Origin of the sequence: Streptomyces sp. NPDC051582, from assembly GCF_040681715.1 — a bacterium.
Classification (GTDB): domain Bacteria; phylum Actinomycetota; class Actinomycetes; order Streptomycetales; family Streptomycetaceae; genus Streptomyces.
The window spans coordinates 51134-73448 of record NZ_JBFAZJ010000006.1 but is presented as its reverse complement, the minus strand read 5'-3'; the positions used below and the strand labels follow the sequence as shown (position 1 = coordinate 73448).

Sequence of the window (22315 nt, the reverse complement as noted above, 5' to 3'; positions counted from 1 at the left end):
CGGTCCGGAGTGCGGCCCCCGGGGCGAGGGCCGGCGCGATGTCAGTGGGTGTCAGCGGGTGTCAGCGGGTGTCAGTGGGTGAAGCGGTCCGGGTCGGCCGCCCGCCAGTCGGATGCCCAGCTCTCGGGCGCCGATGCGAGCAGTTGTCCCGGTGTGAGCCACTCGTGCAGTTCCGCGTAGGAGCGGACGGTGTGCGGATCCACCCTGTGTACCAGCTGGTGCGGGCGCAGCCCGGACGGCTCGTCGACTCCCATCGCCGCCATGATCTGCAAGGCGCTCTTGACCGTGGCCTCCTGGAAGCGCCGCACGCGTTGCGCCTTCTCGCCGACGTCGAGGGCGCGGGCGCGCCGCTCGTCCTGGGTGGCGACGCCCACGGGGCAGGTGTTCGTGTGGCAGCGCTGCGCCTGGATGCAGCCGACCGCGAACATCATGGCGCGGGCGGCATTGGTGTAGTCGGCGCCCTGGAGGAGACGTTTGACCAGGTCACTGCCAGTGGCGACCTTGCCGCTGGCCCCGATGCGGATCCGCTCGCGCAGACCCGTGCCCACGAGGGCGTTGTGCACGGTCATCAACCCCTCGCCGAGCGGCAGGCCGACGTGGTCGGCGAATTCGAGCGGTGCGGCGCCCGTTCCGCCCTCCGAGCCGTCGACGATGATGAAGTCCGGCGCGGTGCCCTCTTCCAGCATGGCCTTGCACACGGCGAGGAACTCCCGGCGCGAGCCGACGCAGAGCTTGAAGCCGACCGGTTTGCCGTCGGCGAGTTCGCGCATGCGGGCCAGGAAGCGCACCAGCTCGCGCGGTGTGGAGTAGACGCGGTGGAACGGCGGTGACACGACCGTCTTCCCCTGCGGGACACCGCGGACCTCCGCGATCTCGGCGTTGACCTTGGCTCCCGGCAGGACACCGCCGATACCCGGCTTGGCGCCCTGGCTGATCTTCAAGGACACGCACTTGACCTGCTCGTACGCGGCCTTCCGGGCGAACTGCCGCTCGTCGAAGTCCCCTTCGTGGGTCCGACAGCCGAAGTAGCCGGTGCCGATCTCCCAGACGAGGTCCCCGCCCGGGCGCAGGTGGTACTCCGACAGCCCGCCCTCACCGGTGTCGTGGGCGAAGCGGCCCGACCGCGCGCCGGAGTTGAGGGCGAGTACGGCGTTGGCCGACAGCGAGCCGAAGCTCATCGCCGACACGTTGAGCAGGGCCATGTCGTACGGGCGGGTGCAGTCGGGTCCGCCGATCCGTACCCGGGGCGGATCCGTGCGCACCGCCCGCGGCGCCATCGAAGGCGTGAGGTACTCGCTGCCGGGCCGGTACAGGTCGAGCTCGGTGCCGAACGGCTCCTCGGCGTCGGTCCCCTTGGCCCGCTCGTAGACGATGCTCCGGGTGTCCCGGTCGAAGGGGCGGCCGTCGAAGTTCCGTTCGACGAAGTACTGCTGGATCTCCGGCCGCAGGGCCTCCAGGGCGAAGCGGAGGTGCCCGAGCAGCGGGTAGTTCCGCAGGATCGAGTGCCGACGCTGTACGAGGTCGTGTACGGCCACCAGCGCGAGCAGGGCCAGGGGGACGGCCAGGGCCGCGAACCAGGGCGTGGCCAGGGCGGCGGCGGCCGACGCACAGGCGGCGAGCAGGACGAGCAGGACCACGAGAGGTATCTTCAGCACCCCGAGCTTCTGTCCCGAAGTCTCCCCGTCAACCGCCCACGGGGTGCGCGTGCAGGCTTCGGCACCACCTCGTGGCCCGAGGCGGGCAGGGACTGCGCCGGCACGAGCCGGACGGCCGCGCGTCGCCGGAGCGGGAAGGCGGAGCGGGAGCCGATCGGTTCTCTCCGAGGGGCGCTGGTGCGTCCTCCGCCCGCCCGCACCGACCGTATTCTGGGAGCCGGACCGGGCAGGGTCTCCTGCCGGCCGCCTGCCGGAGGGGGGAGGGCCGCGATGCCACGGCATTCCCCGGCCGATGCGCCGGGCCGGACGAGTTTCCGGACCACGGACCTGGAAGCCGCCCGCGACTGGATGAGGTCCGCCTACGGCACGAGCCTGCGGATGAAGTCCCCCGCGCCGAACGGCACGTTCAGCTACTCCCGTACCCTCGCCGGCCCCGTCACGCTGAGCACGCTCGCACTGGCCACCGAGTACGCGTACGCGAGCGATCCACTCGGCGCCGTGGCCATCACCCATGTGGTCAGTGGCCGGATGCACCGCGAGTGCGCCGACCACGCCTTCGCTGCGGGACCGGGCGACGTCCTCGCGATCTCACAGCCCGACCTGCCCTACACCGGCCGCGTCGACGGCGCCGAGCTGCGTGCGGTGTCGCTGCCCCGCCGACTCGTCGAGGATGCCGCGGGCCGCCTGCCGGGCCGGCCCGCGCCCCCGCTGCGGTTCACCCGGTTCGTCCCCGTCTCCCCGGCACTGGCGGAGCAGTGGAAGAAGGCCGTGGCCTACCTGGAGTCGGGAGTCCTGGCCGGGCCCGCGGCCGGCGAACCGCTGGTGGTGGACGCCGCCGCCCGCATGATCGCCGCCCATGTGCTGACGACCTTCCCCAACACCGCGCATCCCGCATCCGTACTGTCCGACACCCGCGACGCGACTCCGGAGACCGTCCGGCGGGCCGTGGCCTTCATCGAATCCGCTCCCGATGCGGAGATCGGCCTGACGGAGATGGCCGCGGCCGCCGGCGTCACCCCGAGAGCGCTCCAGTACGCCTTTCGCCGGCATGTCGGTACGACGCCGACCGCCTACCTGCGCCGCGTACGGCTCGACCTCGCGCACGCCGACCTGCTGGCGGCCGACGTGGCGGACGGGGCCGGCGTCGCGGCGATCGCCCACCGGTGGGGCTTCCACCACCTGGGCCGCTTCGCCGCCGCGTACCGCGCGGCGTACGGACGCTCGCCGAGGCGCACCTTGGAGGAGGGCGGCCTAGCCGGGCCGGGCATCCACGGCGTCCCGGGGCCGTAGCGCGAGGAGGTGGTCGCCGCGGACCGCCACGTCGAGACCGCCGTCCTGCAGGGTCACCGCCAGAGCCGTCCGCAGGGCGGTGCGCAGGCCCGGCAGGGCCGTGAACCGGGAGAGGTCCTCTTCGTGGCCGTGGACCTGGATGGTCGGCCGCAGAACCTCCTGAGCGGCCCACCCGATCATGACCCCCTCCGCCACCGCCCAGACCCGCAGGCCGTTGCCGTCCTGCGGCACCGTCTCGAAACCGGCACGGGTGAGCAGACGCCGTACGCGTGCGCAGTCGTCGCCGGGGCCGTCCTCGGTTGTCCCGGCGACCGTTGGGGAGGACATGTCCCCACTGTCGATCAAGCCCCGGCGCTCGCGAAAGCCGCGGGACGAAGACCTTTCCCGCCACGAGCCGGAATACGAAGACGCCGCCGGTCCCCGGGCCCTGCCGGGTTCACGCCGCGGGGTGCGCTCCGACGGCCTGCCGGTAGGCCACGTGCCCGCCCAGCGCGCCGGTGACGGCGACGGCGGCCAGGCCGCCGAGGGACCACAGGCGGCCCTTCGCCGACCGGCCCTGGAGCCGTGACGTCAGGGACACGGCGTAGCAGGCCACGGCGGCCGCGTTGGAGACCGCGTGGGCCAGTCCGACCCGGGCCTGCTCGGGAGGGAGGTCCGCCCAATCCGCCCAGCCGGCCATCGCCGCCGGGGCGACCCCGGCGAGACCGACGGCGGTGAGGGTCGTCGCCGCACGCCGGGTCCCGGGTACGAGGTCCAGTACGGCGGCCGAAAGCCAGCATCCGATCGGTACCTGCACCAGCACCGGATGCACCGGGTGGCCGAGCGGCCTGCCCCGCAGCAGATCGCGCATCCCGCCCAGGGGGAGCGAGCGGATCCCCCGCTGGAGCACCTTGATCGCGGGGTCGGCCACCGTCGTCCGCTCAAGCCGGTCCAGGGCCGTCAGCCACCGCGTGGAGGCAGTGTCGAGGACTGCGGTCCGCCCTGCCGTCGTCGGGGTGCCGGGGGTCTGTGAGGTCATACACGACGCCTACCCGGTGTCGCGTCGCGATCCCGCCCCGGCTTCGAGTGCACCCGAATGACCGGCACGATGCCTTCCCGTGAGGAGCCGATCCGCGCCGGGCCGGGCTTGCCCGTCACGCCGTGCCCGGAGTGGGGGAGGGAGGGGGAGGGGGGTACAGGCGGGCGCGACGGCGCGGAGCGGGGTGTGATCGGGCGTGCCGTACGGGCATGAGTGGCCCCGTGGTGGAAAGCCGCCGGATGTGACACCTCATACGAAGCGTGGCCAAGGCGGAGACCGTGATCGTTCCGGCACCGGGCGGGACCCGGGGGCGGGCCCGAGCGAACTGGTCGAGGCACGGGCGCCGGACAAGCCCTCCGACCTGCCCGCACGTTCCTGGCGGGCGGTACTGCGCGGCACGGCCGAGGAGTTCCGGAACGACGAGCTGGCCGATCGCGCCGCGGCCCTGACCTACTACGGCGTCCTGGCGCTCTTCCCCGCCCTCCTGGTCCTCGTCTCCCTGCTGGGCCTGGCCGGTGAGTCGACGACCGAGCGGTTCTTGGACAGCGTGCGGCAACTGACTCCCGGCTCCGCGCGGGAAGTGATCACAAGCGCCGTCGAGCAGCTTCAGGGCCGCAGCGGCATCGGGTCGCTGATGGCGGTCGTCGGTCTCGTCGTGGCGCTGTGGTCCGCCTCCGGCTACGTGGCCGCGTTCATCCGCTCCTCGAACGCCGTCTACGACATGCCCGAGGGCCGTCCGGCGTGGAAGGTGCTGCCGCTGCGCCTGGCGCTCACCGTGACGCTGATGGTCCTCGCCTGTGCCAGTGCGCTGATCGTCGTCTTCACCGGAGGACTGGCGCGGCAGGTGGGCAGCACCCTGGGGATCGGCGACAGCGTGCTCACCGTGTGGTCGATCGCGAAATGGCCGGTCCTGGTGCTCCTCGTCACGATCATGATCGCGTTGCTGTACTGGGCGGCGCCGAACGCCAAGGGCCGGGGGTACCGGTGGGTGACACCGGGCAGCGTCCTGGCTCTGGTGATCTGGATGGCCGCCTCGGCCGGCTTCGCGTTCTACGTCGCGAACTTCGCTTCCTACAACAAGACCTACGGCACCGTCGCGGGTGTCATCGTCTTCCTGGTCTGGCTGTGGATCACCAATCTCGCGATCCTCCTCGGCCTGGAGTTCGACGCGGAACTCGCTCGCCAGCGTGCGATAGCGGGAGGGCTGCCCGCGGACGCGGAACCTTATGTCCAGCCCCGTGAAACCGGCGCCTGGAGCGACGAGGACCGCCGCCGCATGGAGCGGTGACCTCGGTGACCGCACAGGACTGTATGGAACCGCATAGGACCTCCGTGCGTTCTCCGCCGGAATTCCGAAGGGCGCCTTCTCGTAAATAACCCCGCCGATTACGGGAAGGCGCCAGCCATGATTCCTACCGAGAACCTTGCGGCCGAAGGACAGGGAGCGTTTTTCCTCATATTCGCCGGCGTGGTGGTCGTCGTCCTTTTGATCGGCGCGTTCTGGTACGGCAGCCGCCGGAGCGCCAGGCGCCGGGCACCTGCGCGGCCGGCCGAGCAGAATCCCGTGGCCCGCGGGCGCGAGGATTCGTGGCAGGACGGCGACACCAGCGGCCAGGAGCCCCGCGCATGAGCCGGCCCGGTGCGCTGTGGGAGGGCCGTGAGGCGCCGCAGAGCGCGGAAGCGTCCGCGCCTCGGGTGCCCCAGCTGCCCCAGCTACCCCCACTGTCCCTCGACCTGATGGCCCTGCCGGGCGTCTACCAGCCTCAGGCGGACACCCTCCTCCTCGCCGAGGCGCTCGCCCAGGAAGAGCTGGGGCCGCGGACGGACGCGCTGGAGATCGGTACGGGCACCGGAGCGCTCGCCCTGCACGCCGCGGGCAGGGGAGCCCGGGTCACCGCGGTGGACGTCTCCTGGCCCGCCGTGGTCACGGCGCGGCTGAACTCCCTGCGCCGAAGACTGCCCTTGCGCGTCCTGCACGGCGACTTCGCGGCGCGCACCGCGGGGTCACGCTTCGACCTGGTCATCACGAATCCGCCGTACGTCCCCGCCCCGGGGGCCCGGCTGCCGTCGTACGGACCGGCGCGCGCCTGGGACGCCGGCCCGGACGGCCGCGGGGTCATCGACCGGATCTGCGCCGACGCGCCCGCCCTGCTGCGTCCCGGCGGCGTCCTGCTCATGGTGCACTCGCGGATGTGCGGGGCCGAGCGGACGCTCGACCGCCTGACCGGGCTGGGGCTGGCCGCCGAGGTCACGGCGAAGGCCTCCGTGCCCTGGGGCCCCGTACTGCGTTCACGACGAGCCTGGCTGGAGCAGCGGGGACTCGCGGCGGAAGCCGAGGAGTGGGAAGAGCTGGTGGTCATCCGTGCCGAGTCCGAATGACCGCGGCCCCCACCCGGATCGCGCGCCGGCGCCCGCCCGGCGGGTCTCCGTGGATCCGCAGGGTCCGGTCCTGGTCGAGGGTCCGGTCGAGATCGTTCTGGACGACGGGACCGTCGCCCGCTCGGACCGCTTCGTGGTCGCGGTGTGCACCTGTCGTCGCAGCCGTACCTATCCCTGGTGCGACACCAGCCACCGCCGACGCGAGCGAGCGGCTCCGTCACCCGAGAACAGGATCCCGAAATGACCCCTCCCAGCCCGGGTGCGACGACGATCGCGGTCGGCCGCCCCCGCCTCGCCGAGGGGCGGGGCGAGCTGTCCCGCGCCGTGATGAAGGCCCTGCGGTCGGGCGGCCTGCCGGTCTACGCCACCTCGTCCGTCCTGAAGGCGGACCCGTGGGGCGAGGACCTCCAACTCGCCCTATACCTTCTCTACGAACTGCACTACCGCGGCTTCGACGGCGTGGACGACGAGCGCGAGTGGGACCCGGACCTGCTGCGGCTGCGCCAGGCCCTGGAGACCCGCTTCCTCCACGCCCTGCGCACCGAACTGCCGGACGTTCCCCGAACGGTCGAGGAGGCCTTCGCGCCGCTGCTCGTCGAGCCCGTCGATCTCTCGGGCAGCCTGAGCCACCATCTGGAAACCGAGGGCGAGCCGTGGCAGCTGCGCGAGTACGCGGCCCTGCGCTCGCTCTACCACCTCAAGGAGGCCGACCCGCACCTCTGGGTGGTCCCCCGGCTCACCGGAACGGCGAAGGCCGCGATGGTGGCCATCGAGTACGACGAGTTCGGCGCCGGCCGCGCCGACCGGATCCACGCCCAGCTGTTCGCGGACCTCATGGCCGACCTCGGACTGGATCCCTCGTACGGACGCTACCTGGACCAGGCGCCGGCGCCGCTGCTCGCGACCGTGAACCTGATGTCCCTCTTCGGACTCCACCGGGCTCTGCGCGGGGCCCTCGTCGGCCACTTCGCATGCGTCGAGGTCACCTCGTCACCCGGATCCAGGCGCCTGGCCAAGGCCATGCGGCGCTGCGGAGCGGGACCCGCCGCCGAGCACTTCTACGCCGAGCACGTCGAGGCCGACGCCGTCCACGAGCAGGTCGTACGCCGTGAGGTCATCGGCGGCCTGCTCGCGGACGAGCCGCGGCTGGAGGAGGACGTCGCCTTCGGGTGCGCCGCGACCGTCCTGCTGGAGGACCGGCTCGCGACCCACGTCCGCCAGGCCTGGGACCGGGGGCACAGCGCATTGCGGTCGCCCCTGCCGCAGCCGTAGGGCCTTGGCCGATGGGGCATCGGCCAAGGCCCCGGAGGATGCTCGCCGTACCGCCGCGCTCAGCGCGGCGCGGCCCGGTGGCCGAACCAGTGGCCTCGACGACCGTGCGGGGCGTCCGCCACGCGATCAGTGCTCCCAGCCGCCGGAGCGGGGGTCTCGGCGCCGGCGTCGTCACGGATGGTGGCTTGGGCGCGGGCGTCGTCACGCTGCCTGATCAGATCTTCGCGCTCCAGCTCGTGCTCGCGATCGATGGCGCCGGCCTCACGGCGCGAAGTGACCGGTTCCCGTCCGGTCCGCGCCGAGCGACGCGCTGAACGACGAGCGCCGGCCATCACGAGTGCCAGACCCAACAGGGCTGCGGCGCCCACGATGATCCCGGTCAGAAAGAGCGCTCCGGTCGAACCGGTTGCGTGATAGCCGAAAACAGAGAAGTCGCCACCTGCGCCGAGAACGTGTCCCGGACCGGTATTGCCGAATAGTCCGGCCACACCGACGACGATGGCGGCGATCAGAATGATGAGTCCGAGGATGAGAATCATGGGACTGCTCCTTGGATCCGCGCCCGGACAATCCGCCGAACACGGTCGGCGCCTACCCCTGTTTCGAACCGTCAAGCCACACCGGCGGACATCGCGCCGTCAGCGCCCCAGACACCCCCGTCAGCTCCGCTCGGCCGGTCGTAGGGTGACCGAGGGTGACGGACCGCCGCCGCTGAGCCCCACCTGATGCGGCGACGGCCTTGTGCCTCACCGCCTTGCAGTGCCCCGCCGCAGAACAGTGCCTCGGTCCCGAACCCCAGACGGGTTCGGGACCGAGGCACTGTTCTGCGGAGCCGTCAGGTCACCGCTTGAACATGTCCTTCATCTTTTCCTTGGCCTGGCGGGCGTCGCCCTTCGCCGCTTCGCCGCGGCCTTCGGCAGTCAGCCGTTCGTTGCCCACCAGGCGGCCGGCCGCTTCCTTGAGCTTGCCCTCGGCCTGCTCGGTCTTGGCCCGGCCCTTCTCGTCCTTCGACACAGCTGATCACTCCCTGGGGGTGCGGGGACTTCTTGCTCTGCGCGTGTGACCCGGATCGCGGACGGCAAACGTGCCGCCCGCTCCCCGGGGTCAGGCGTGCCGGTGGGAACGCCGGCCGCCCGTCACGAGCCGGTAGACGGCCAGAAGGATGACGGATCCGACGATGGCGGCGATCCACGTGGACAGGTCGAAGAAGCCGTCGATGGAGTCGACGCCGAAGACGACCTTGCCGAGCCAGCCGCCGAGCAGGCCTCCGGCGATGCCGATGAGCGTGGTGATGATGATTCCGCCCGGGTCCTTGCCCGGCATGAGCGCCTTGGCGATGAGGCCGGCCAGCAGTCCGATGAGGATCCAAGCGATGATGCCCATGTTGCGTCTCCTGCCTTGTACTGCGAGGTCGGTGTCGGATCGCTTCTGCACGCCGCGCGCGATTCCAAACGTGGTCTCGCACCGGGTTCCCGACAACGAGACCCCGGTGCCGGTGCCGTACCGGCGTGCGGACGCGGAGAAGCTCGTCGGCGAGACACTGCCCGCGCAGTGGGCCGAGGACAGGGACTGCACCCTCGGCGCGTTCCGCAAGGCACCGGCGCCCTGGTCGGCTCGTACTGCCTGACCCTCATCAGCCGCGGTGTCCGGGAGCTCGGCTATGGGGCGGTCAAGGAACAGCGCGGACGCGGGTACTCGGTGGAGGCCGCTCGGACCCTGTGTGACTGGGGCTGGGACACCCCCGACGTCCACCGCATCGAGTGGTGGGCCATGGCTGGGAACACCGCCTCGCGTGCCGTCGCCGAGAAACTCGGCTTCACCGTCGAAGGGACACTGCGCAATCGCGGCATCGCCAACGACGGCAAGCCGCACGACTGGTGGGTGGGTGGACTGCTGAGGCCCTGATGCCCGGTCCGGTGCTCGGCGGGCCGCGTTCGCTTCGAGCGTGACCGAGAAGTGGGCTCGTGCGGCCTTGACCCATGCTGCCTTCTCGGTGAGCGGCACGGTGCTGAGCGGGAGCGGGAGGCCGGTGCCGGCCCGAAGCACGACCTGGTCTTGACCGACCGCCCGCTCGTCACCGAGCTCGCGCCCGCCCGGCAGGCCGCCCGGGGCGCAGGTCTGACGTCCGCCTGCGTCCCCGCGCGTGGGCACCGGACGGCTGCTGTCGTTGGGCGGGCGCTGCCACGAAGTCGGCCTGCGCTAGGTTCATTCCCATGAATGTCATCCCCATGAACTCGTTGGCGCAGGTGTACGACCGGGAGTTCCGGGTGCGAGGCCTGCGCCAACAAGGCTGGGGACGGGGGCTGATGGCCGTAGCCGTGCTCATCTGGCTCTGGCTGGGCTACCTGCTCGTCCTCCCCTTCAGCGTGGACCAGGGCGCGCACGTCAAATCCGTCGAGTGCGAGTCCCGCGCCTTCCACCAGAGCGGGCGGTTCGCGGTGACCTACCGCGCGGACACGGGGGAGCGCTGCGATGCCGAGCGTGACTGGGGACCCATCACCGCCGGCCTGCTCCTCTCCCTCCCCTTCGCGGTCCTCGGCACCGGCATGTACGTGTCGGGAACCGCCACCGCTCGCACCGCCGCGTACGCAGCGGATATCGCCCGCTTGAACGCCACCAAGGACATCTGAGCCGCCGCGGCCGGAGACGGCTTCCGCCGCGTCACGAGGGCTTCGTCGCCGAATAGGCCGTGACCGTGGCCTTGTTGTCGCACAGGGCGAGGATTCCGTCATCGAGGGCGGTCTGGTGCGCGCCCGCCCCCGGGACCCCGACGACGAGCGTGGGGAACGAGGCGGGCGTCGCGCCGGACTCGCAGTATCCGTCGGCCTCGCCCTGCACGTTCACGAACGTGAGCTTGGTCCAGGCACGGGCACCCGGGGCGAGGGACACCGTGGCCGCCGCGCCGCTGTGGGTCGTGGCCAGCGGTACGTTCTTGTCCGGCGATCCGTTGCCCGCACCCGCCACGGTGGGGAATCCCCGCAGCGTGCAGGTGCTCTTCGAGACGTTGGTGACGGCGACGATCGCAGCGCCGGTTCCCGTGCCCGGCGGCCGGACGGCAGCCTGCCGGGCCTCCGTGACCTTGACGTCGTCGATCGTGCAGGGCTTCGTCTTGCCACCGGACATGGCGGGGGAGGCCGAGGCGGCCGGCTTCGCCTGCCCCGTGCCGCCGGAGCCGCTGCCGCCCGCGCCGGTCCCGGGGACCGGCGACTGCACGGATCGCGTCGGCTCTTCGGCCGCTCCGGCGTCGTCGCCGGACGGAGTGCAGCCCGTCATCAGGGCGGCAGCCGCGGCTGCGACCGCCAGCGCGGACACGGTCCGTCGGACGCCTTCTGCGTACTGCATGGGGAACCTCCCTGGGCTTGCGACCGGTGCCGTGCCGGCCCGCACGCCGACAGCCACGGCGAAGCGGCCCGCCCGAGTTGCCGTGGGTGCAGCGCTGTGCCGCTCCGGTGACACGACCATGACGTACCGGCCCCGCCACCGCCCGGTGCCGCCGCCCGACCGGCAGGTGGTGGCCGTACCGATCGGCGCGATCGGCGGTGGACTCAGCCGCCGCCCCTGTGGAGGAAGAGAAGCAGGTCGTTCGCTTGGGCGGGGGTCAGTTCAACCGGAACGGCGTGGGGCGCCGCTCTCCCCTCGGCGATCGCGAGGAGGCAGTCCTCGGCTTGCTCGGGTGGGACGCTGTCGAGGATTTCATTGATCACTCTCATCATCTCCTCGTCGGAGAGTGCTTCCGGATCGTCCGGGCTTTGCGGCTTCTTCTCGTCCATTTCCGCCCTCACCGTCTAGTAGCGTGATCGCACTTCCGTGCCACCGCATCCATGTCCCACCATGACGAGTCGGTCCGCCGGAGTCGTTCCGACCCGCTGGCGCGCCATGCGAACGAGCGAGCCCCGATGCGGCAGCCTCGCGCCTTCCCGTTCGACGGCTCCGAACGCGTTCCCCGCGCCGGGGTTCGACGGTGATCGACAGGGTATGCGACGGTCACCTGATCGATCCGCCGGCGAAAGGCAACACCCATGTTGATGGCTCACCCGGCCGTGCTCCCCGGCCTCGTCGACCGATACTGGGCGCTGTCCGTACTCGATGCGGCGGAAGGCGACTCGCCCGTGCGCAAGGAGATCGAGGAGGTCGAGCGAGCCCTGTGCGTGTCCACCGGTACGACGGACGTGCACGCCGCCCTGATCGCCGCCCGCCACCACCTGCCGGGCACGGGCCCGCTGGACGACTCCGTGCTCGCCACCGGCTGATCGAGTCCGACCGCCCAGCCGCCCGACACCGCAGGCAGGAGCAGCGGTGACTGAGACGCGCCCCTTCGTCGTGTTCGCGAACTTCCTCTCCGACGTGGCGGTCGATCTCAACGAGGGGGGGATCCTGACGCGATGGGCGCAGCAGGCGCCCCGGAAGGCATGGCTGCTCCGGCCGGGCGACGTGCTCGTCACCCCCGTGCCGCTGGGCCGGGACTTCTTGCGTTACGTCTACGACCTGACGGGAGTGCCCCCGGAAACGGTGGCGGTCGTCGAAGTACCGCCTGCCGGCGCGGTCCCGCTGGCGCGGGCGGTGCGCGAGGCCGGACTCGCCGAGCGCGTTCGCCCGGGAGGTCGGCCTCGCGGTCCATCCGTACCCCACGGTCGCGGCCGCGGAGGCCGCGCTGAAGGTGACCATGCTGCTCAATACGAAGACCGGTTTCCGCGAGGCGGCCGGCCACGTGGGCATGCGCTTGCCGGCGGGGCGGATGTGCCGACGCGCGCAGACCGAGGGCGTGGCCCGCGAGCTCTTGCGCGACCATGAGCGTGTCGTGGTGAAGCCCGACCGTTCGGCGGGAGGGCACGGGATGCGTTTCGTGTCCCGCGACGACCTGAGGGGCGGCGCGGGTCTGCCGCTCGATGCGGTCGGTGGCCCCGACGGCAGGTGGGTGGTGGAGGAGTGCCTGCCCGTGACCGCATCGGTCAGCATCCAGCTGGAGGTGACCGCCTCCGGGACGCACGCGCTCTTCAGCGGAGCCATGCGTACGGCTCGGGGTTCCTTCACGGGATACCTCTCCCCGCTGCCGCCGTCCTGCGCGCACGTGGCCGACGAGCTGGAGGAGTGGGGGAAGGCGCTGGGCCGCCATCTGTCCGATCACGGCTATGCCGGGCCATTCGGACTCGACGGGCTGGTCGACGCCGAAGGCGTCGTGTACGCGAGCGAGAGCAACGTCCGCCGTACGGCCACCACGACACCGCACGCCATGGTCACCCGGTTGACCGCGGGAGCGGCCGCGCCGCATCCGGCATGGTCGCTGTCCAGGGGCCGGACGCGCAGCGCCATGGGCTTCGAAGGGGCCCTCGCCCGGCTGCGCGCATCTCGCCTCGCGTTCGACCCCGACCGGGGCGAGGGCGTGGTCCTCTACGCGGACGCGCCGTCCGACGGGCGCTCCTGGCGGTACGCCGTGACGGCCGGGAGCGCTCGACACGTGGAGGAGCGGGAAGCCGCGTTGGCCGAGGTCCTCGAATTCGAGGAAGGCTGACGGCCGACCCCATGACGCGGAGCGGACAGGGGTGACCGGCCACCGCAGTGCCCGTCGCGCGCTCCGCGGTCCGTTTCCCCCGGCAGCCGCCGGGAAGGCGGAGACCATGAACCAGTCCAAGGCACCGGTACTCGACGCATTGGCCGCCTACCAAGCCGACGGGCAGACACCGTTCACGCCTCCGGGGCACAAGCAGGGCCGCGGTACCGACCCCCGGGTGAGCGCCGTGCTCGGAGACGCGGTGTTCCGCTCCGACGTGCCGGCGACCAGTGGGCTGGACGACCGGAGGTCCTCCCACGCCGTGCTCGCGGCGGCCCAGGCGCTGATGGCCGAGGCGGTGGGCGCCGACCACGCCTTCTTCTCCACCTGCGGCAGTTCACCGTCGGTGGAGTCGGCGATGCTTTCCGTGGCCGGCCCCCAGGAGAAGCTGCTGGTGGGACGGGACGCCCACAGGTCCGTCGTCTCCGGCTTGATCCTCTCGGGCATCCAGCCCGTCTGGGTCGACCCGCAGTGGGACGCCGAACGCCACCTCGCCCACCCGCCGTCCGCCGGGGCCTTCGAGGCGGCCTTCGCCGAGCATCCCGACGCTCGCGGAGCGCTGGTGACCACACCGACCCCCTACGGCACCTGCGCCGACCTGGCGGCCATCGCCGGGATCTGCCACGAGCGGGGCCGCCCCCTGATCGTCGACGAGGCATGGGGCGCTCACCTGCCCTTCCACCCCGACCTGCCGACCTGGGCCATGGACGCCGGCGCCGACGTGTGCGTCACCTCCGTCCACAAGACGGGGTCCGGCCTGGAACAGGGTTCGGTCTGCCACCTCCAGGGAGACCTGATCAAACCCGAGGTGCTCAAGAGCCGGCAGGACCTGTTCGGTACCACCAGCCCCTCAGTCCTCGTCTACGCGGCCCTGGACGGCTGGCGCCGGCAGATGGTCGAACAGGGAAGGGTCCTCTACGACGGCGCACTCGCGCTGGCGGAACGGGTCCGTGCCCGCATCTCCCGCATCGACGGCATGCGGGTACACGGCCGTGAGGACGTCTGCGGGCCCGGCAAGGCGGCGGACATGGACCCCTTGCAGATCGTCATCGACATCAGCGCGTGGGAGGTCACCGGCTACGAGGCCGCGGACTGGCTGCGCCGGAACCACCGGATCGACCTCCACGTCTGCGACCATCGCCGCATCGGCGCGCAGTTCACCCACGCCGACGACGACCGCACGGCCGAGACCCTGCTGACGGCCCTGACCGACCTGGCCGCTCACGCCGGCGAACTGCGCACGGGACAGCCCGTTCACGTCCCGCCGCCGTCCCGGCTGAGGCTGGAACAGGAGGTCCTGCCACGCGACGCCTTCTTCGGCGTGACGGAGCAGGTGCCCTGGGAGAAGGCGGACGGGCGGATCGCCGCCGAGATGCTGACCCCGTATCCGCCGGGCATCCCGGCGGCACTGCCGGGCGAACGGCTCACCGTGGACGTCCTGCGCCACCTTCGCTCGGGCGTCGCGGCGGGCATGGTCGTCCCCGACGCGGTCGACACGAACGTCGAAAGCGTGCGGGTGCTGCGCGAGGACTGACACCGGGCAGGACTTCCCCGGCCGCTCGGGCCGAAGCGGGGACTACGCCAAGACCCCACCCCCGGCCGTAGGCCGTACGGGGGAAGCCGACGGGGGCGTGCGACGCGCTCGGGCGCGCGAGGGGTCAGGCTGGGCAGCCGAAGGGACATTCCCTCCCCGAACGTACGCCAAGGGAGCTCGTCGTGGCCCACGCAACCGACCCGCCCGCCCGTCGACCCGCTCCCGACGGCAGCCCCGGACCGGCGCCGAGCCCGCCGGACGAACCGCTCGGCGCAGCGGACCGCTCCCAAGTGACCCTCCGCGTCAACGGTGTCCACCACGACCTCGACCTGGACCACCGGGTCACGCTGCTCGACGCCCTGCGCGAGCACCTGGACCTGACCGGCGCCAAGAAGGGCTGCGACCACGGGCAGTGCGGTGCCTGCACCGTCCTGGTGGACGGCCGGCGCGCCAACGGCTGCCTGCTCCTCGCCGTGGCCCTCGACGGCTGCGAGATCACCACCGTCGAGGGCCTTGCGCACCCCGACGGCGCCCTGCACCCGCTCCAGCGCGCCTTCCTGGAGCACGACGCGTTCCAGTGCGGCTACTGCACCCCCGGCCAGCTCTGCTCTGCGGTCGGCGCGCTCCGCGAGGCCGCCGCCGGGCACCCCTCGCACCGCACCGCCGCCCTGGCCCCGACAGCTGCCGGCCCCGCCGAGCTGACCGCCGAGGAGATCAGGGAACGGCTCAGCGGGAACCTCTGCCGCTGCGGCGCCTACCCCGCCATCGTCCGGGCCGTCGCCGAGGCCGGAGCCGAGGCCTCGGCCACCGCGACCGGTGCGCAGGTGACCGCGTGAAGCCCTTCGCCTACGTACGCGCCACCAGCCTCCAGGCCGCGGCCGACGCCTACGCCGCCCACCCCGGATCCCGCTACCTCGGCGGCGGCACCAACCTCGTGGACCTGATGAAACTCGGCGTCGAGACCCCGGGCGCCCTCATCGACGTCTCCCGCCTGCCCCTGGACGAGATCCGCGAACTCCCCGACGGCGGCCTGCGCGTCGGCGCCACGGTCCGCAACAGCGACCTGGCCGCCGACCCCGTGGTGCGCACCCGCTACCCGCTCCTCAGCCGGGCGCTGCTCTCCGGTGCCTCCGGTCAGCTGCGCAACGTCGCCACCACCGGAGGCAACCTGCTCCAGCGCACCCGCTGCGGCTATTTCCAGGACCTTTCGAAACCCTGCAACAAGCGCGAACCCGGCAGCGGCTGCGGGGCCCGCGACGGCCTGCACCGCGACCACGCGGTACTCGGGCACTCCGAGCACTGCATCGCCACCCACCCCTCGGACATGGCCGTGGCGCTCGCCGCCCTGGACGCCGAAGTCGAGCTGTACGGCGCGGCGGGCACCACCCGCCGCGTCCCGGCCGCCGAGTTCCACCGGCTCCCCGCGGACCGGCCCGAGCAGGACACCGTCATCCGAGCCGGGGAGATCATCACGGCGGTGATCCTGCCCGCCGCCGCGCCGGGCGCCCTTTCCCTCTACCGCAAGGCCCGCGAACGCGCCTCGTACGCCTTCGCCCTCGCTTCGGTCGCCGCCGTCCTCGACCTCGACCCGGGCGACGGCCGGGTGCGCCGCGTCGCCCTCGCCTTCGGCGGCCTCGCCCACCGGCCCTGGCGCGCGACCACCGCCGAGGCGCGGCTGACCGGCGCCGTACCGCACCCCGACGCCGTCCGCGAGGCCGTCGACGCCGAACTCGCGCAGGCGAGGTCCCTGCGCGACAACGCGTACAAGATCCCGCTGGCCCGCAACCTCGCCTGCGACGCCATCGCCGAGCTGGCCGGCACGCACCCCGGTTCCCCCGCCACGCACCCCGGTTCCCCCGCCACGCCGTAGCGACGCCACCGACGCGCCGACCAGGAACAGGACCACGATGAGCCCGACCTCCGTCACCCTCGAACCCACCGCCACCGCCCCCGCCGTTCTCGGCGCCGCCGTCCCGCGGCGCGAAGGCCGGGAGAAGGTGACCGGCGCCGCCCGCTACGCCGCCGAACGGCACCTGCCCCTGCGGGCCTACGCCTGGCCGGTGCCCGCGACCGTCGCCCGCGGCCGGATCACCGCCGTCGACACCGCCGGGGCCCTGGCCCTGCCCGGCGTACTGGGGGTCCTCACGCCCTTCGACGCTCCCCGCCTGGGCCCCTCCGACGACCCCACCCTGCAACTGCTGCAGGACACACGGGTTCCGCACCGCGGCTGGTACGTCGCACTGGCCATCGCCGACACCCTGGAAGGGGCGCGGGCCGCGGCCGACGCCGTGCGCGTCACGTACGAGAGCGAGCCGCACGACGTCACCCTCCACGAAGGGCACCCGGGCCTGTACACCCCCGAGCAGGCCAACGGCGGCTACCCCGCGCACCGCGAACAGGGCGACCCGGACGCGGCGTTCGCCGAAGCGCCCGTACGCGTCGACGTCCGCTACTCGGTTCCGCCGCTGCACAACCACGCCATGGAGCCGCACGCCGCCACCGCCGACTGGGACGCCGAACGCGGCCACCTCACCGTGTACGACTCCTGCCAGGGCACCACGGTCGTGCGCAACGTCCTGGCCGGGCTGTTCCGGCTGGAGCAGGACCAGGTCACCGTCCTGGCCGAGCACGTCGGCGGCGGATTCGGCTCCAAGGGCACACCGCGCCCGCACGTCGTCCTCGCCGTGATGGCCACCCGCCACTGCGGACGCCCCGTCACGCTGTCGCTGCCCCGACAGCACATGGCCGCCACCGTCGGACACCGCGCGCCCACCCTGCACCACCTCCGCCTCGGCGCCCGCCCCGACGGCACCCTCACCACCCTCGTCCACGAGGTCACCACGCACACCTCGCAGGTCCGCGAGTTCGTCGAACAGGCCGCCGTACCGGCCCGGGTGATGTACGCCGTCCGGAACAGCCGCACCACCCACCGCGTCACCGCGCTCGACGTGCCCACGCCCTCCTGGATGCGTGCCCCCGGTGAGACCCCCGGCATGTACGCCCTGGAGTCGGCCATGGACGAGCTGGCCGAGGCCCTCGGCATGGACCCCGTCGAGCTGCGCGTACGCAACGATCCGCCCACCGAGCCCGACAGCGGACGCCCGTTCAGCACCCGCCACCTCGTGGAGTGCCTGCGTGACGGCGCACGCCGGTTCGGCTGGTCCGAGCGCCGGGCACCCCGCCGCGAGGGGCCGCTCCTCATCGGCACCGGCGTGGCCGCCGCCACCTATCCCGTGTACATCGCCCCCTCGGGCGCCCGGGCCCACGCCCGCCCCGACGGGAGCTACCTGGTCGAGGTCAACGCCACCGACATCGGCACCGGCGCGCGGACGGTCCTGGCCCAGATCGCCGCCGACGCCCTGCACGTGCCGCTCGACGCAGTCTCGCTGGCCATCGGCAACAGCGCGCTGCCGCCCGGCCCCGTCGCCGGAGGGTCCACCGGAACGGCGTCCTGGGGCTGGGCGGTGCACGACGCGTGCACCGCGCTCACCGACCGGCTGGCCCGGCACGAGGGGCCGCTGCCCGCCGCCGGGCTCTCCGCCTCCGCCGACACCACCCAGTCCGCGAAGCAGAAGTCCCCGTACGCGCGCCATGCGTTCGGCGCCCACTTCGCCGAGGTCCAGGCCGACACCGTCACGGGCGAGGTCCACGTCCGCAGACTGCTGGGCGTGTACGCAGCCGGCCGCATCCTCAACCCGCGCACCGCCCGGTCCCAGTTCATCGGGGGGATGGTGATGGGGCTGGGCATGGCGCTCACCGAGCACAGCGCGCTCGATCCCGCGTTCGGCGACTTCGCGGAACGGGACCTGGCCTCCTACCACGTACCGGCCAACGCCGACGTCCCCGTCATCGAGGCCCACTGGATCGACGAGCACGACAAGCACCTCAACCCGATGGGCAGCAAGGGCATCGGGGAGATCGGCATCGTCGGCACGGCCGCGGCGATCGGCAACGCCGTGTGCCACGCCACCGGCCGGCGGCTGCGGGAACTGCCCCTGACCCCCGACCGGGTCCTGGCCGCGCTGGAAGCCGGGCCGGGAGGGCCGGGTGCCGTCCCTGGGGGTACGGGAGCGCCGGCCGCGTGATGGCGGGGGGTTGCCACCACGCGGCTCGGGCCCGCTCGGGAACCCGCGCCGCTCACCGCCGCGGACTCCCGTGACCTCGCGTATGGCCGCTATCCGGCAGCGCAAACGCCGGGAACGCATCTTTTCGCTGCCCGGCGGGTTCCGAGGGCCGGGGGAGTGGCGTCGTGGATCTCCGGGCAGGCGCGCCGTCGACGGAAGACGCCTCTCGGAGGGAACGCGGACCATCACGAGGCCCTGAGCGCGCACTATTCGCGGACGTCAGGGGCGGGCCGCCCGGATGATCCAGGCCGCCGAGGCGTAGAGGACACCGCTGTCGCTCTCGTGGGCGGCGAGCGTCGCCCTCAGGTCGTCGACGGCGCGACGCCGGTCCTGCTCGTCGAGGCCGTCGAGCATCCAGCCCAGCATGCCGAGCGTGAAGCGCTCGGCATCGGCCGCGTCCTCGCCGAACCACATCGACCCGCTGCGCGGATCCAGCCGGACGTCCGTGAAACCCGCGGCGCCGAGTACGGTCCGTACCCGCGCGGGGTCGGAGAGCGAGAACGGCCCCGGCGCGTCGACCGCGGGCGTCGGCATCGGGCGGCCGAGGGCCAGGGCCCCGGTCAGCGCGAGGAACCACTCGTTGTCGGCCAGGGGCTGCCAGACCGACTGCACGAGACGTCCGCCGGGGCGCAGCGCGCCGCCGATGTTGCGGAACGCGGCGACGGGGTCGGCGAAGAACATCGTCCCGGCACGGCTGACGGCCACGTCGAACGCCGCGGCGGGGAAAGCGTGGATCTGCGCGTCGGCCTGGACGAATTCGGCGTTGGACAGTGCTTCGGCGGCCGCGCGCCGTCGTGCGACCCGCAGCATCGCGGCCGACAGGTCCACACCCAGGACCCGGCCGCGGCTCGCCTGCCGCGCGAGGTCGCGGGTGGTCTCGCCGGTGCCGCAGCCGATGTCCAGCACGCGATCGGCGGCGGAGACGTCGGCTGCCGCGAGGAAGCCCTCGCGGTAGGCGCGGACCGCGCGGTCGAACCGATCGGCATGCTCCGCCCAGTAGGAACCTTCCTGACCGTCCCAGGCAGCTGCCTGATCGGCGTTGGAGGGATCGGCCCGCAGAACGCCGGCCACGGCCACCACCTCCCATGTTCCCAAAGTACTCCCGAGGGTCCTCGACACCGTCGGGACGCGCCACGGCATCACGTTCACCTACGCTTCCCCGAACTCGGGCCGGACCGATACCTGTGCTCGCGGACTGAGGTTTAACAGGATCGCCGAGGGAATTTGTTTCCCCGGCGCACGGGTTTGAAATTCTTCACCCCCCACCGGCCGTCGCAGCGTGCTACTGTCGATCTCGGTTGCAGTTTTGGTACCCAAAAACTTCAAGTGCCTCCGGCCGGCCTCGGCGCCGCTGGAAGCACTTTATATTTCCGGACTTTATTCCGGGCGGGGCATCATCGCGGCGACACGGCGTCCGTGCAGTGCGGATTCCGTTGTACTGCCCCAAAGGAGACATGCATGCCGGCTGGCACAGTGAAGTGGTTCAACGCGGCCAAGGGCTTCGGCTTCATCGAGCAGGACGGCGGCGGCCCCGACGTGTTCGCGCACTTCTCGAACATCGCCACCCAGGGCTTCCGTGAGCTCGTCGAGGGTCAGAAGGTCACCTTCGACGTCGCGCAGGGCCAAAAGGGCCCGACGGCCGAGAACATCCTTCCCGCCTGACGGCGGCGCGCACTCTGTAGCTGGGGCCCGCATCCCTCGGGGTGCGGGCCCCAGCTACAGGTATCACCTCCCGCAGTGGGTTCGCCTGCGGGATTCCCTCCAGGATGCAGACCGGAATTTCACTCCCGGCGTCACCTGTTTCAGCGACTGTGCCCGTACGGACTCCCTGCGGCCAGTTTCGCTTCCGCATTTAATCGGCCCGTTCTCGCGATTCCCCGCGCTGTGTTTTCGCTGCTGGAATTCCTTGATACGTGCCGCATCAAGGAAGGTTCTGAATGAACCCCGCACGTACGAACAACCGTTCCGCCCGCACCCGCGGCCGTACCGGCGGCCCCGCTTTCGGCGCCACCGCCGGTTCCGGCCGCAGCAGCCGCTTCGGCTCCTCCGCCCCCAGCCGTTCGGGCGGCGGCACGGGCCGCTCGGGCGGCTACGGCCGGCGGCCCGCCGCGGTGCAGGGCGAGTTCGCGCCGCCGAAGACGATCACTCCCGCCCTCCCCGCCGTCGAGACCTTCGCCGACCTGGACATGCCCCGGGAGCTGCTGGCCGCCCTCGGCACGCAGGGCGTGAGCGTGCCGTTCCCGATCCAGGGAGCCACCCTGCCCAACACCCTCGCGGGCCGCGACGTACTCGGCCGCGGACGCACCGGCTCCGGCAAGACCCTGGCCTTCGGCCTCGCGCTGCTGGCCCGCACCGCCGGACAGCGGGCCGAGCCCCGCCAGCCCCTCGCCCTGATCCTCGTACCGACGCGTGAGCTCGCGCAGCAGGTGACCGAGGCTCTGACTCCCTACGCCCGCTCGGTCAAGCTGCGTCTGGCCACCGTCGTGGGCGGAATGTCGATCGGCAAGCAGGCCGGGGCACTGCGCGGCGGGTCCGAAGTCGTCGTCGCGACCCCGGGCCGCCTCAAGGACCTCATCGACCGCGGTGACTGCCGGCTGAACCAGGTGGCGATCACCGTTCTGGACGAAGCCGACCAGATGGCCGACATGGGCTTCATGCCCCAGGTCACGGCGCTCTTGGACCAGGTGCGCCCCGAGGGCCAGCGGATGCTGTTCTCCGCCACCCTGGACCGCAACGTGGACCTGCTGGTGCGCCGGTACCTCACCGACCCCGTCGTGCACTCGGTGGACCCCTCGGCCGGTGCGGTCACCACGATGGAACACCACGTCCTGCACGTCCACGGCAGCGACAAGCACCGGACGACGACGGAGATCGCGGCGCGCGACGGCCGGGTGATGATGTTCCTGGACACGAAGCACGCCGTCGACCGGCTCACCCAGGACCTGCTGAGCAGCGGCGTCCGGGCGGCCGCCCTGCACGGCGGGAAGTCGCAGCCGCAACGCACCCGCACCCTGGCCCAGTTCAAGACCGGGCACGTCACCGTGCTGGTCGCCACGAACGTCGCCGCGCGCGGCATCCACGTCGACAGCCTCGACCTCGTCGTCAACGTGGACCCGCCCACCGACCCCAAGGACTACCTCCACCGCGGCGGCCGCACCGCCCGGGCCGGCGAGTCCGGCAGCGTCGTCACCCTCGTCACCCCGAACCAGCGCCGCGACATGAGCCGCCTCATGGCCGCCGCCGGCATCGTCCCCCAGACCACCGAGGTCCGCTCGGGCGAGGAATCCCTGAGCAGGATCACCGGCGCGCAGGCTCCCTCCGGCATCCCCGTCACCATCACCGCGCCGGTGTCCGAGCGGTCGGGGCGCCGCGCCACCTCCCGCGGCCGACGCAGTTCCGCCGCGAGCACCCGGCGGGTGGGCGGACGGCGCTCCGCCACCGACGCCGCGGCCTGAGAGCCACGTGACCGGGAAGCCGACCATCTCTGCAGGAGGC

Annotated in this window: 25 protein-coding genes and 1 pseudogene; 17 read left to right on the top strand and 9 right to left on the bottom strand. The window is 72.4% G+C overall.

Translation table 11 applies throughout. The annotated features are described in order from the left end of the window. Positions 1-71 precede the first annotated feature (71 nt). Positions 72-1655 (bottom strand): FMN-binding glutamate synthase family protein, encoded by a 1584-nt coding sequence (locus AB0M92_RS10665; protein ID WP_366101733.1) that lies wholly within the window; start codon positions 1653-1655, stop codon positions 72-74. Between the two features lie 270 nt (positions 1656-1925). On the opposite strand from AB0M92_RS10665, the gene AB0M92_RS10660 reads away from it, so the two are divergent. Continuing rightward, positions 1926-2945 carry an AraC family transcriptional regulator gene (locus AB0M92_RS10660; protein WP_366101732.1) on the top strand — a complete coding sequence of 340 codons (1020 nt, stop codon included), beginning with the start codon at positions 1926-1928 and terminating at the stop codon, positions 2943-2945. Here AB0M92_RS10660 and AB0M92_RS10655 read toward each other — a convergent pair. Beyond that, positions 2907-3272: a hypothetical protein gene (locus tag AB0M92_RS10655; protein WP_366101731.1), complete on the bottom strand. Its 366-nt coding sequence runs from the start codon at positions 3270-3272 to the stop codon at positions 2907-2909. The genes AB0M92_RS10660 and AB0M92_RS10655 overlap by 39 nt on opposite strands. Before the next feature lie 109 nt (positions 3273-3381). Further along, positions 3382-3963 carry a DUF2231 domain-containing protein gene (locus tag AB0M92_RS10650; RefSeq protein WP_366101730.1) on the bottom strand — a complete coding sequence of 194 codons (582 nt, stop codon included), beginning with the start codon at positions 3961-3963 and terminating at the stop codon, positions 3382-3384. A gap of 241 nt (positions 3964-4204) precedes the next feature. Here AB0M92_RS10650 and AB0M92_RS10645 point away from each other — a divergent pair, with 241 nt between their 5' ends. The 5 genes from AB0M92_RS10645 to AB0M92_RS10625 all read left to right on the top strand — a co-directional run bounded on the left by AB0M92_RS10645 (position 4205) and on the right by AB0M92_RS10625 (position 7614). Continuing rightward, the gene (locus AB0M92_RS10645; RefSeq protein ID WP_366101729.1) at positions 4205-5251 is read left to right on the top strand and encodes a YihY/virulence factor BrkB family protein; all 1047 of its coding nucleotides are present in this window, start codon (positions 4205-4207) and stop codon (positions 5249-5251) included. A gap of 117 nt (positions 5252-5368) precedes the next feature. Further along, positions 5369-5593, top strand: coding sequence for a DUF6479 family protein (locus AB0M92_RS10640; RefSeq protein WP_366101728.1), 225 nt, complete (start codon positions 5369-5371; stop codon positions 5591-5593). 107 nt (positions 5594-5700) lie between these two features. Continuing rightward, positions 5701-6342: a HemK2/MTQ2 family protein methyltransferase gene (locus AB0M92_RS10635; RefSeq protein WP_366101919.1), complete on the top strand. Its 642-nt coding sequence runs from the start codon at positions 5701-5703 to the stop codon at positions 6340-6342. Continuing rightward, entirely contained in the window at positions 6326-6586 is a 261-nt protein-coding gene (locus tag AB0M92_RS10630; protein WP_366101727.1) for a CDGSH iron-sulfur domain-containing protein, read from the top strand. Before AB0M92_RS10635 ends, AB0M92_RS10630 begins: the two co-directional genes overlap by 17 nt. An 83-nt stretch (positions 6587-6669) precedes the next feature. Then, entirely contained in the window at positions 6670-7614 is a 945-nt protein-coding gene (locus tag AB0M92_RS10625) for an iron-containing redox enzyme family protein (protein WP_366101918.1), read from the top strand. A gap of 59 nt (positions 7615-7673) precedes the next feature. Here the strand turns inward: AB0M92_RS10625 and AB0M92_RS10620 are convergent, their stop codons facing one another. The 3 genes from AB0M92_RS10620 to AB0M92_RS10610 form a co-directional block, all read right to left on the bottom strand. Continuing rightward, the gene (locus AB0M92_RS10620; protein ID WP_366101726.1) at positions 7674-8153 is read right to left on the bottom strand and encodes a hypothetical protein; all 480 of its coding nucleotides are present in this window, start codon (positions 8151-8153) and stop codon (positions 7674-7676) included. A 301-nt stretch (positions 8154-8454) separates the two neighbouring features. After that, positions 8455-8628, bottom strand: a complete 174-nt coding sequence (locus tag AB0M92_RS10615) for a CsbD family protein (protein WP_366101725.1) — start codon at positions 8626-8628, stop codon at positions 8455-8457. Positions 8629-8718: 90 nt separating this feature from the next. Then, positions 8719-8997, bottom strand: a complete 279-nt coding sequence (locus tag AB0M92_RS10610) for a GlsB/YeaQ/YmgE family stress response membrane protein (protein WP_366101724.1) — start codon at positions 8995-8997, stop codon at positions 8719-8721. Between the two features lie 168 nt (positions 8998-9165). Here AB0M92_RS10610 and AB0M92_RS10605 point away from each other — a divergent pair, with 168 nt between their 5' ends. Together AB0M92_RS10605 and AB0M92_RS10600 are read left to right on the top strand one after the other, a co-directional pair. Further along, the gene (locus AB0M92_RS10605) at positions 9166-9519 is read left to right on the top strand and encodes a GNAT family protein (protein ID WP_366101723.1); all 354 of its coding nucleotides are present in this window, start codon (positions 9166-9168) and stop codon (positions 9517-9519) included. A 308-nt stretch (positions 9520-9827) separates the two neighbouring features. Beyond that, positions 9828-10244 (top strand): hypothetical protein, encoded by a 417-nt coding sequence (locus AB0M92_RS10600; RefSeq protein WP_366101722.1) that lies wholly within the window; start codon positions 9828-9830, stop codon positions 10242-10244. A gap of 31 nt (positions 10245-10275) precedes the next feature. Here the strand turns inward: AB0M92_RS10600 and AB0M92_RS10595 are convergent, their stop codons facing one another. Together AB0M92_RS10595 and AB0M92_RS10590 are read right to left on the bottom strand one after the other, a co-directional pair. After that, positions 10276-10956, bottom strand: coding sequence for a DUF4232 domain-containing protein (locus tag AB0M92_RS10595; RefSeq protein WP_366101721.1), 681 nt, complete (start codon positions 10954-10956; stop codon positions 10276-10278). 203 nt (positions 10957-11159) lie between these two features. Beyond that, entirely contained in the window at positions 11160-11384 is a 225-nt protein-coding gene (locus AB0M92_RS10590; RefSeq protein WP_366101720.1) for a hypothetical protein, read from the bottom strand. 249 nt (positions 11385-11633) lie between these two features. Here AB0M92_RS10590 and AB0M92_RS10585 point away from each other — a divergent pair, with 249 nt between their 5' ends. The 7 genes and pseudogenes from AB0M92_RS10585 to AB0M92_RS10555 all read left to right on the top strand — a co-directional run bounded on the left by AB0M92_RS10585 (position 11634) and on the right by AB0M92_RS10555 (position 18781). Further along, entirely contained in the window at positions 11634-11864 is a 231-nt protein-coding gene (locus AB0M92_RS10585; RefSeq protein WP_366101719.1) for a DUF5133 domain-containing protein, read from the top strand. 46 nt (positions 11865-11910) lie between these two features. Next, a pseudogene (locus AB0M92_RS10580) lies at positions 11911-12198 on the top strand (hypothetical protein); the annotation flags it as partial. Positions 12199-12277: 79 nt separating this feature from the next. Then, positions 12278-13123 (top strand): peptide ligase PGM1-related protein, encoded by an 846-nt coding sequence (locus AB0M92_RS10575; RefSeq protein WP_366101718.1) that lies wholly within the window; start codon positions 12278-12280, stop codon positions 13121-13123. A gap of 106 nt (positions 13124-13229) precedes the next feature. Continuing rightward, on the top strand, positions 13230-14696 hold the full coding sequence (locus AB0M92_RS10570; RefSeq protein WP_366101717.1) for an ornithine decarboxylase: 1467 nt from the start codon (positions 13230-13232) through the stop codon (positions 14694-14696). Positions 14697-14986: 290 nt separating this feature from the next. After that, complete coding sequence (locus AB0M92_RS10565) at positions 14987-15532, top strand: 2Fe-2S iron-sulfur cluster-binding protein (RefSeq protein WP_366101917.1); 546 nt, start codon at positions 14987-14989, stop codon at positions 15530-15532. Further along, a complete protein-coding gene (locus AB0M92_RS10560) occupies positions 15529-16566 on the top strand; it encodes a xanthine dehydrogenase family protein subunit M (protein WP_366101716.1) in 1038 nt (345 codons plus the stop codon). Before AB0M92_RS10565 ends, AB0M92_RS10560 begins: the two co-directional genes overlap by 4 nt. 37 nt (positions 16567-16603) lie before the next feature. Beyond that, positions 16604-18781 (top strand): xanthine dehydrogenase family protein molybdopterin-binding subunit, encoded by a 2178-nt coding sequence (locus tag AB0M92_RS10555; RefSeq protein ID WP_366101715.1) that lies wholly within the window; start codon positions 16604-16606, stop codon positions 18779-18781. Between the two features lie 258 nt (positions 18782-19039). Here AB0M92_RS10555 and AB0M92_RS10550 read toward each other — a convergent pair whose 3' ends face one another. After that, the gene (locus tag AB0M92_RS10550) at positions 19040-19891 is read right to left on the bottom strand and encodes a methyltransferase domain-containing protein (protein ID WP_366101714.1); all 852 of its coding nucleotides are present in this window, start codon (positions 19889-19891) and stop codon (positions 19040-19042) included. 387 nt (positions 19892-20278) lie between these two features. Between AB0M92_RS10550 and AB0M92_RS10545 the strand changes: the two genes are divergently transcribed. Together AB0M92_RS10545 and AB0M92_RS10540 are read left to right on the top strand one after the other, a co-directional pair. Next, positions 20279-20482, top strand: coding sequence for a cold-shock protein (locus AB0M92_RS10545; protein WP_366101713.1), 204 nt, complete (start codon positions 20279-20281; stop codon positions 20480-20482). Positions 20483-20757: 275 nt separating this feature from the next. Further along, a complete protein-coding gene (locus AB0M92_RS10540; protein ID WP_366101712.1) occupies positions 20758-22275 on the top strand; it encodes a DEAD/DEAH box helicase in 1518 nt (505 codons plus the stop codon). Positions 22276-22315 lie beyond the last annotated feature (40 nt).

Bases quoted from the DNA above. Each gene is read 5' to 3' on its own strand.
- AB0M92_RS10555 (WP_366101715.1), top strand. From the start codon at position 16,604: ATGAGCCCGACCTCCGTCACCCTCGAACCCACCGCCACCGCCCCCGCC.
- AB0M92_RS10620 (WP_366101726.1), bottom strand. From the start codon at position 8,153: ATGATTCTCATCCTCGGACTCATCATTCTGATCGCCGCCATCGTCGTC.
- AB0M92_RS10655 (WP_366101731.1), bottom strand. From the start codon at position 3,272: ATGTCCTCCCCAACGGTCGCCGGGACAACCGAGGACGGCCCCGGCGAC.
- AB0M92_RS10640 (WP_366101728.1), top strand. From the start codon at position 5,369: ATGATTCCTACCGAGAACCTTGCGGCCGAAGGACAGGGAGCGTTTTTC.
- AB0M92_RS10540 (WP_366101712.1), top strand. From the start codon at position 20,758: ATGAACCCCGCACGTACGAACAACCGTTCCGCCCGCACCCGCGGCCGT.
- AB0M92_RS10585 (WP_366101719.1), top strand. From the start codon at position 11,634: ATGTTGATGGCTCACCCGGCCGTGCTCCCCGGCCTCGTCGACCGATAC.
- AB0M92_RS10595 (WP_366101721.1), bottom strand. From the start codon at position 10,956: ATGCAGTACGCAGAAGGCGTCCGACGGACCGTGTCCGCGCTGGCGGTC.
- AB0M92_RS10660 (WP_366101732.1), top strand. From the start codon at position 1,926: ATGCCACGGCATTCCCCGGCCGATGCGCCGGGCCGGACGAGTTTCCGG.
- AB0M92_RS10625 (WP_366101918.1), top strand. From the start codon at position 6,670: ATGAAGGCCCTGCGGTCGGGCGGCCTGCCGGTCTACGCCACCTCGTCC.
- AB0M92_RS10570 (WP_366101717.1), top strand. From the start codon at position 13,230: ATGAACCAGTCCAAGGCACCGGTACTCGACGCATTGGCCGCCTACCAA.
- AB0M92_RS10590 (WP_366101720.1), bottom strand. From the start codon at position 11,384: ATGGACGAGAAGAAGCCGCAAAGCCCGGACGATCCGGAAGCACTCTCC.
- AB0M92_RS10610 (WP_366101724.1), bottom strand. From the start codon at position 8,997: ATGGGCATCATCGCTTGGATCCTCATCGGACTGCTGGCCGGCCTCATC.
- AB0M92_RS10575 (WP_366101718.1), top strand. From the start codon at position 12,278: ATGCTGCTCAATACGAAGACCGGTTTCCGCGAGGCGGCCGGCCACGTG.
- AB0M92_RS10650 (WP_366101730.1), bottom strand. From the start codon at position 3,963: ATGACCTCACAGACCCCCGGCACCCCGACGACGGCAGGGCGGACCGCA.
- AB0M92_RS10600 (WP_366101722.1), top strand. From the start codon at position 9,828: ATGAATGTCATCCCCATGAACTCGTTGGCGCAGGTGTACGACCGGGAG.
- AB0M92_RS10545 (WP_366101713.1), top strand. From the start codon at position 20,279: ATGCCGGCTGGCACAGTGAAGTGGTTCAACGCGGCCAAGGGCTTCGGC.
- AB0M92_RS10635 (WP_366101919.1), top strand. From the start codon at position 5,701: ATGGCCCTGCCGGGCGTCTACCAGCCTCAGGCGGACACCCTCCTCCTC.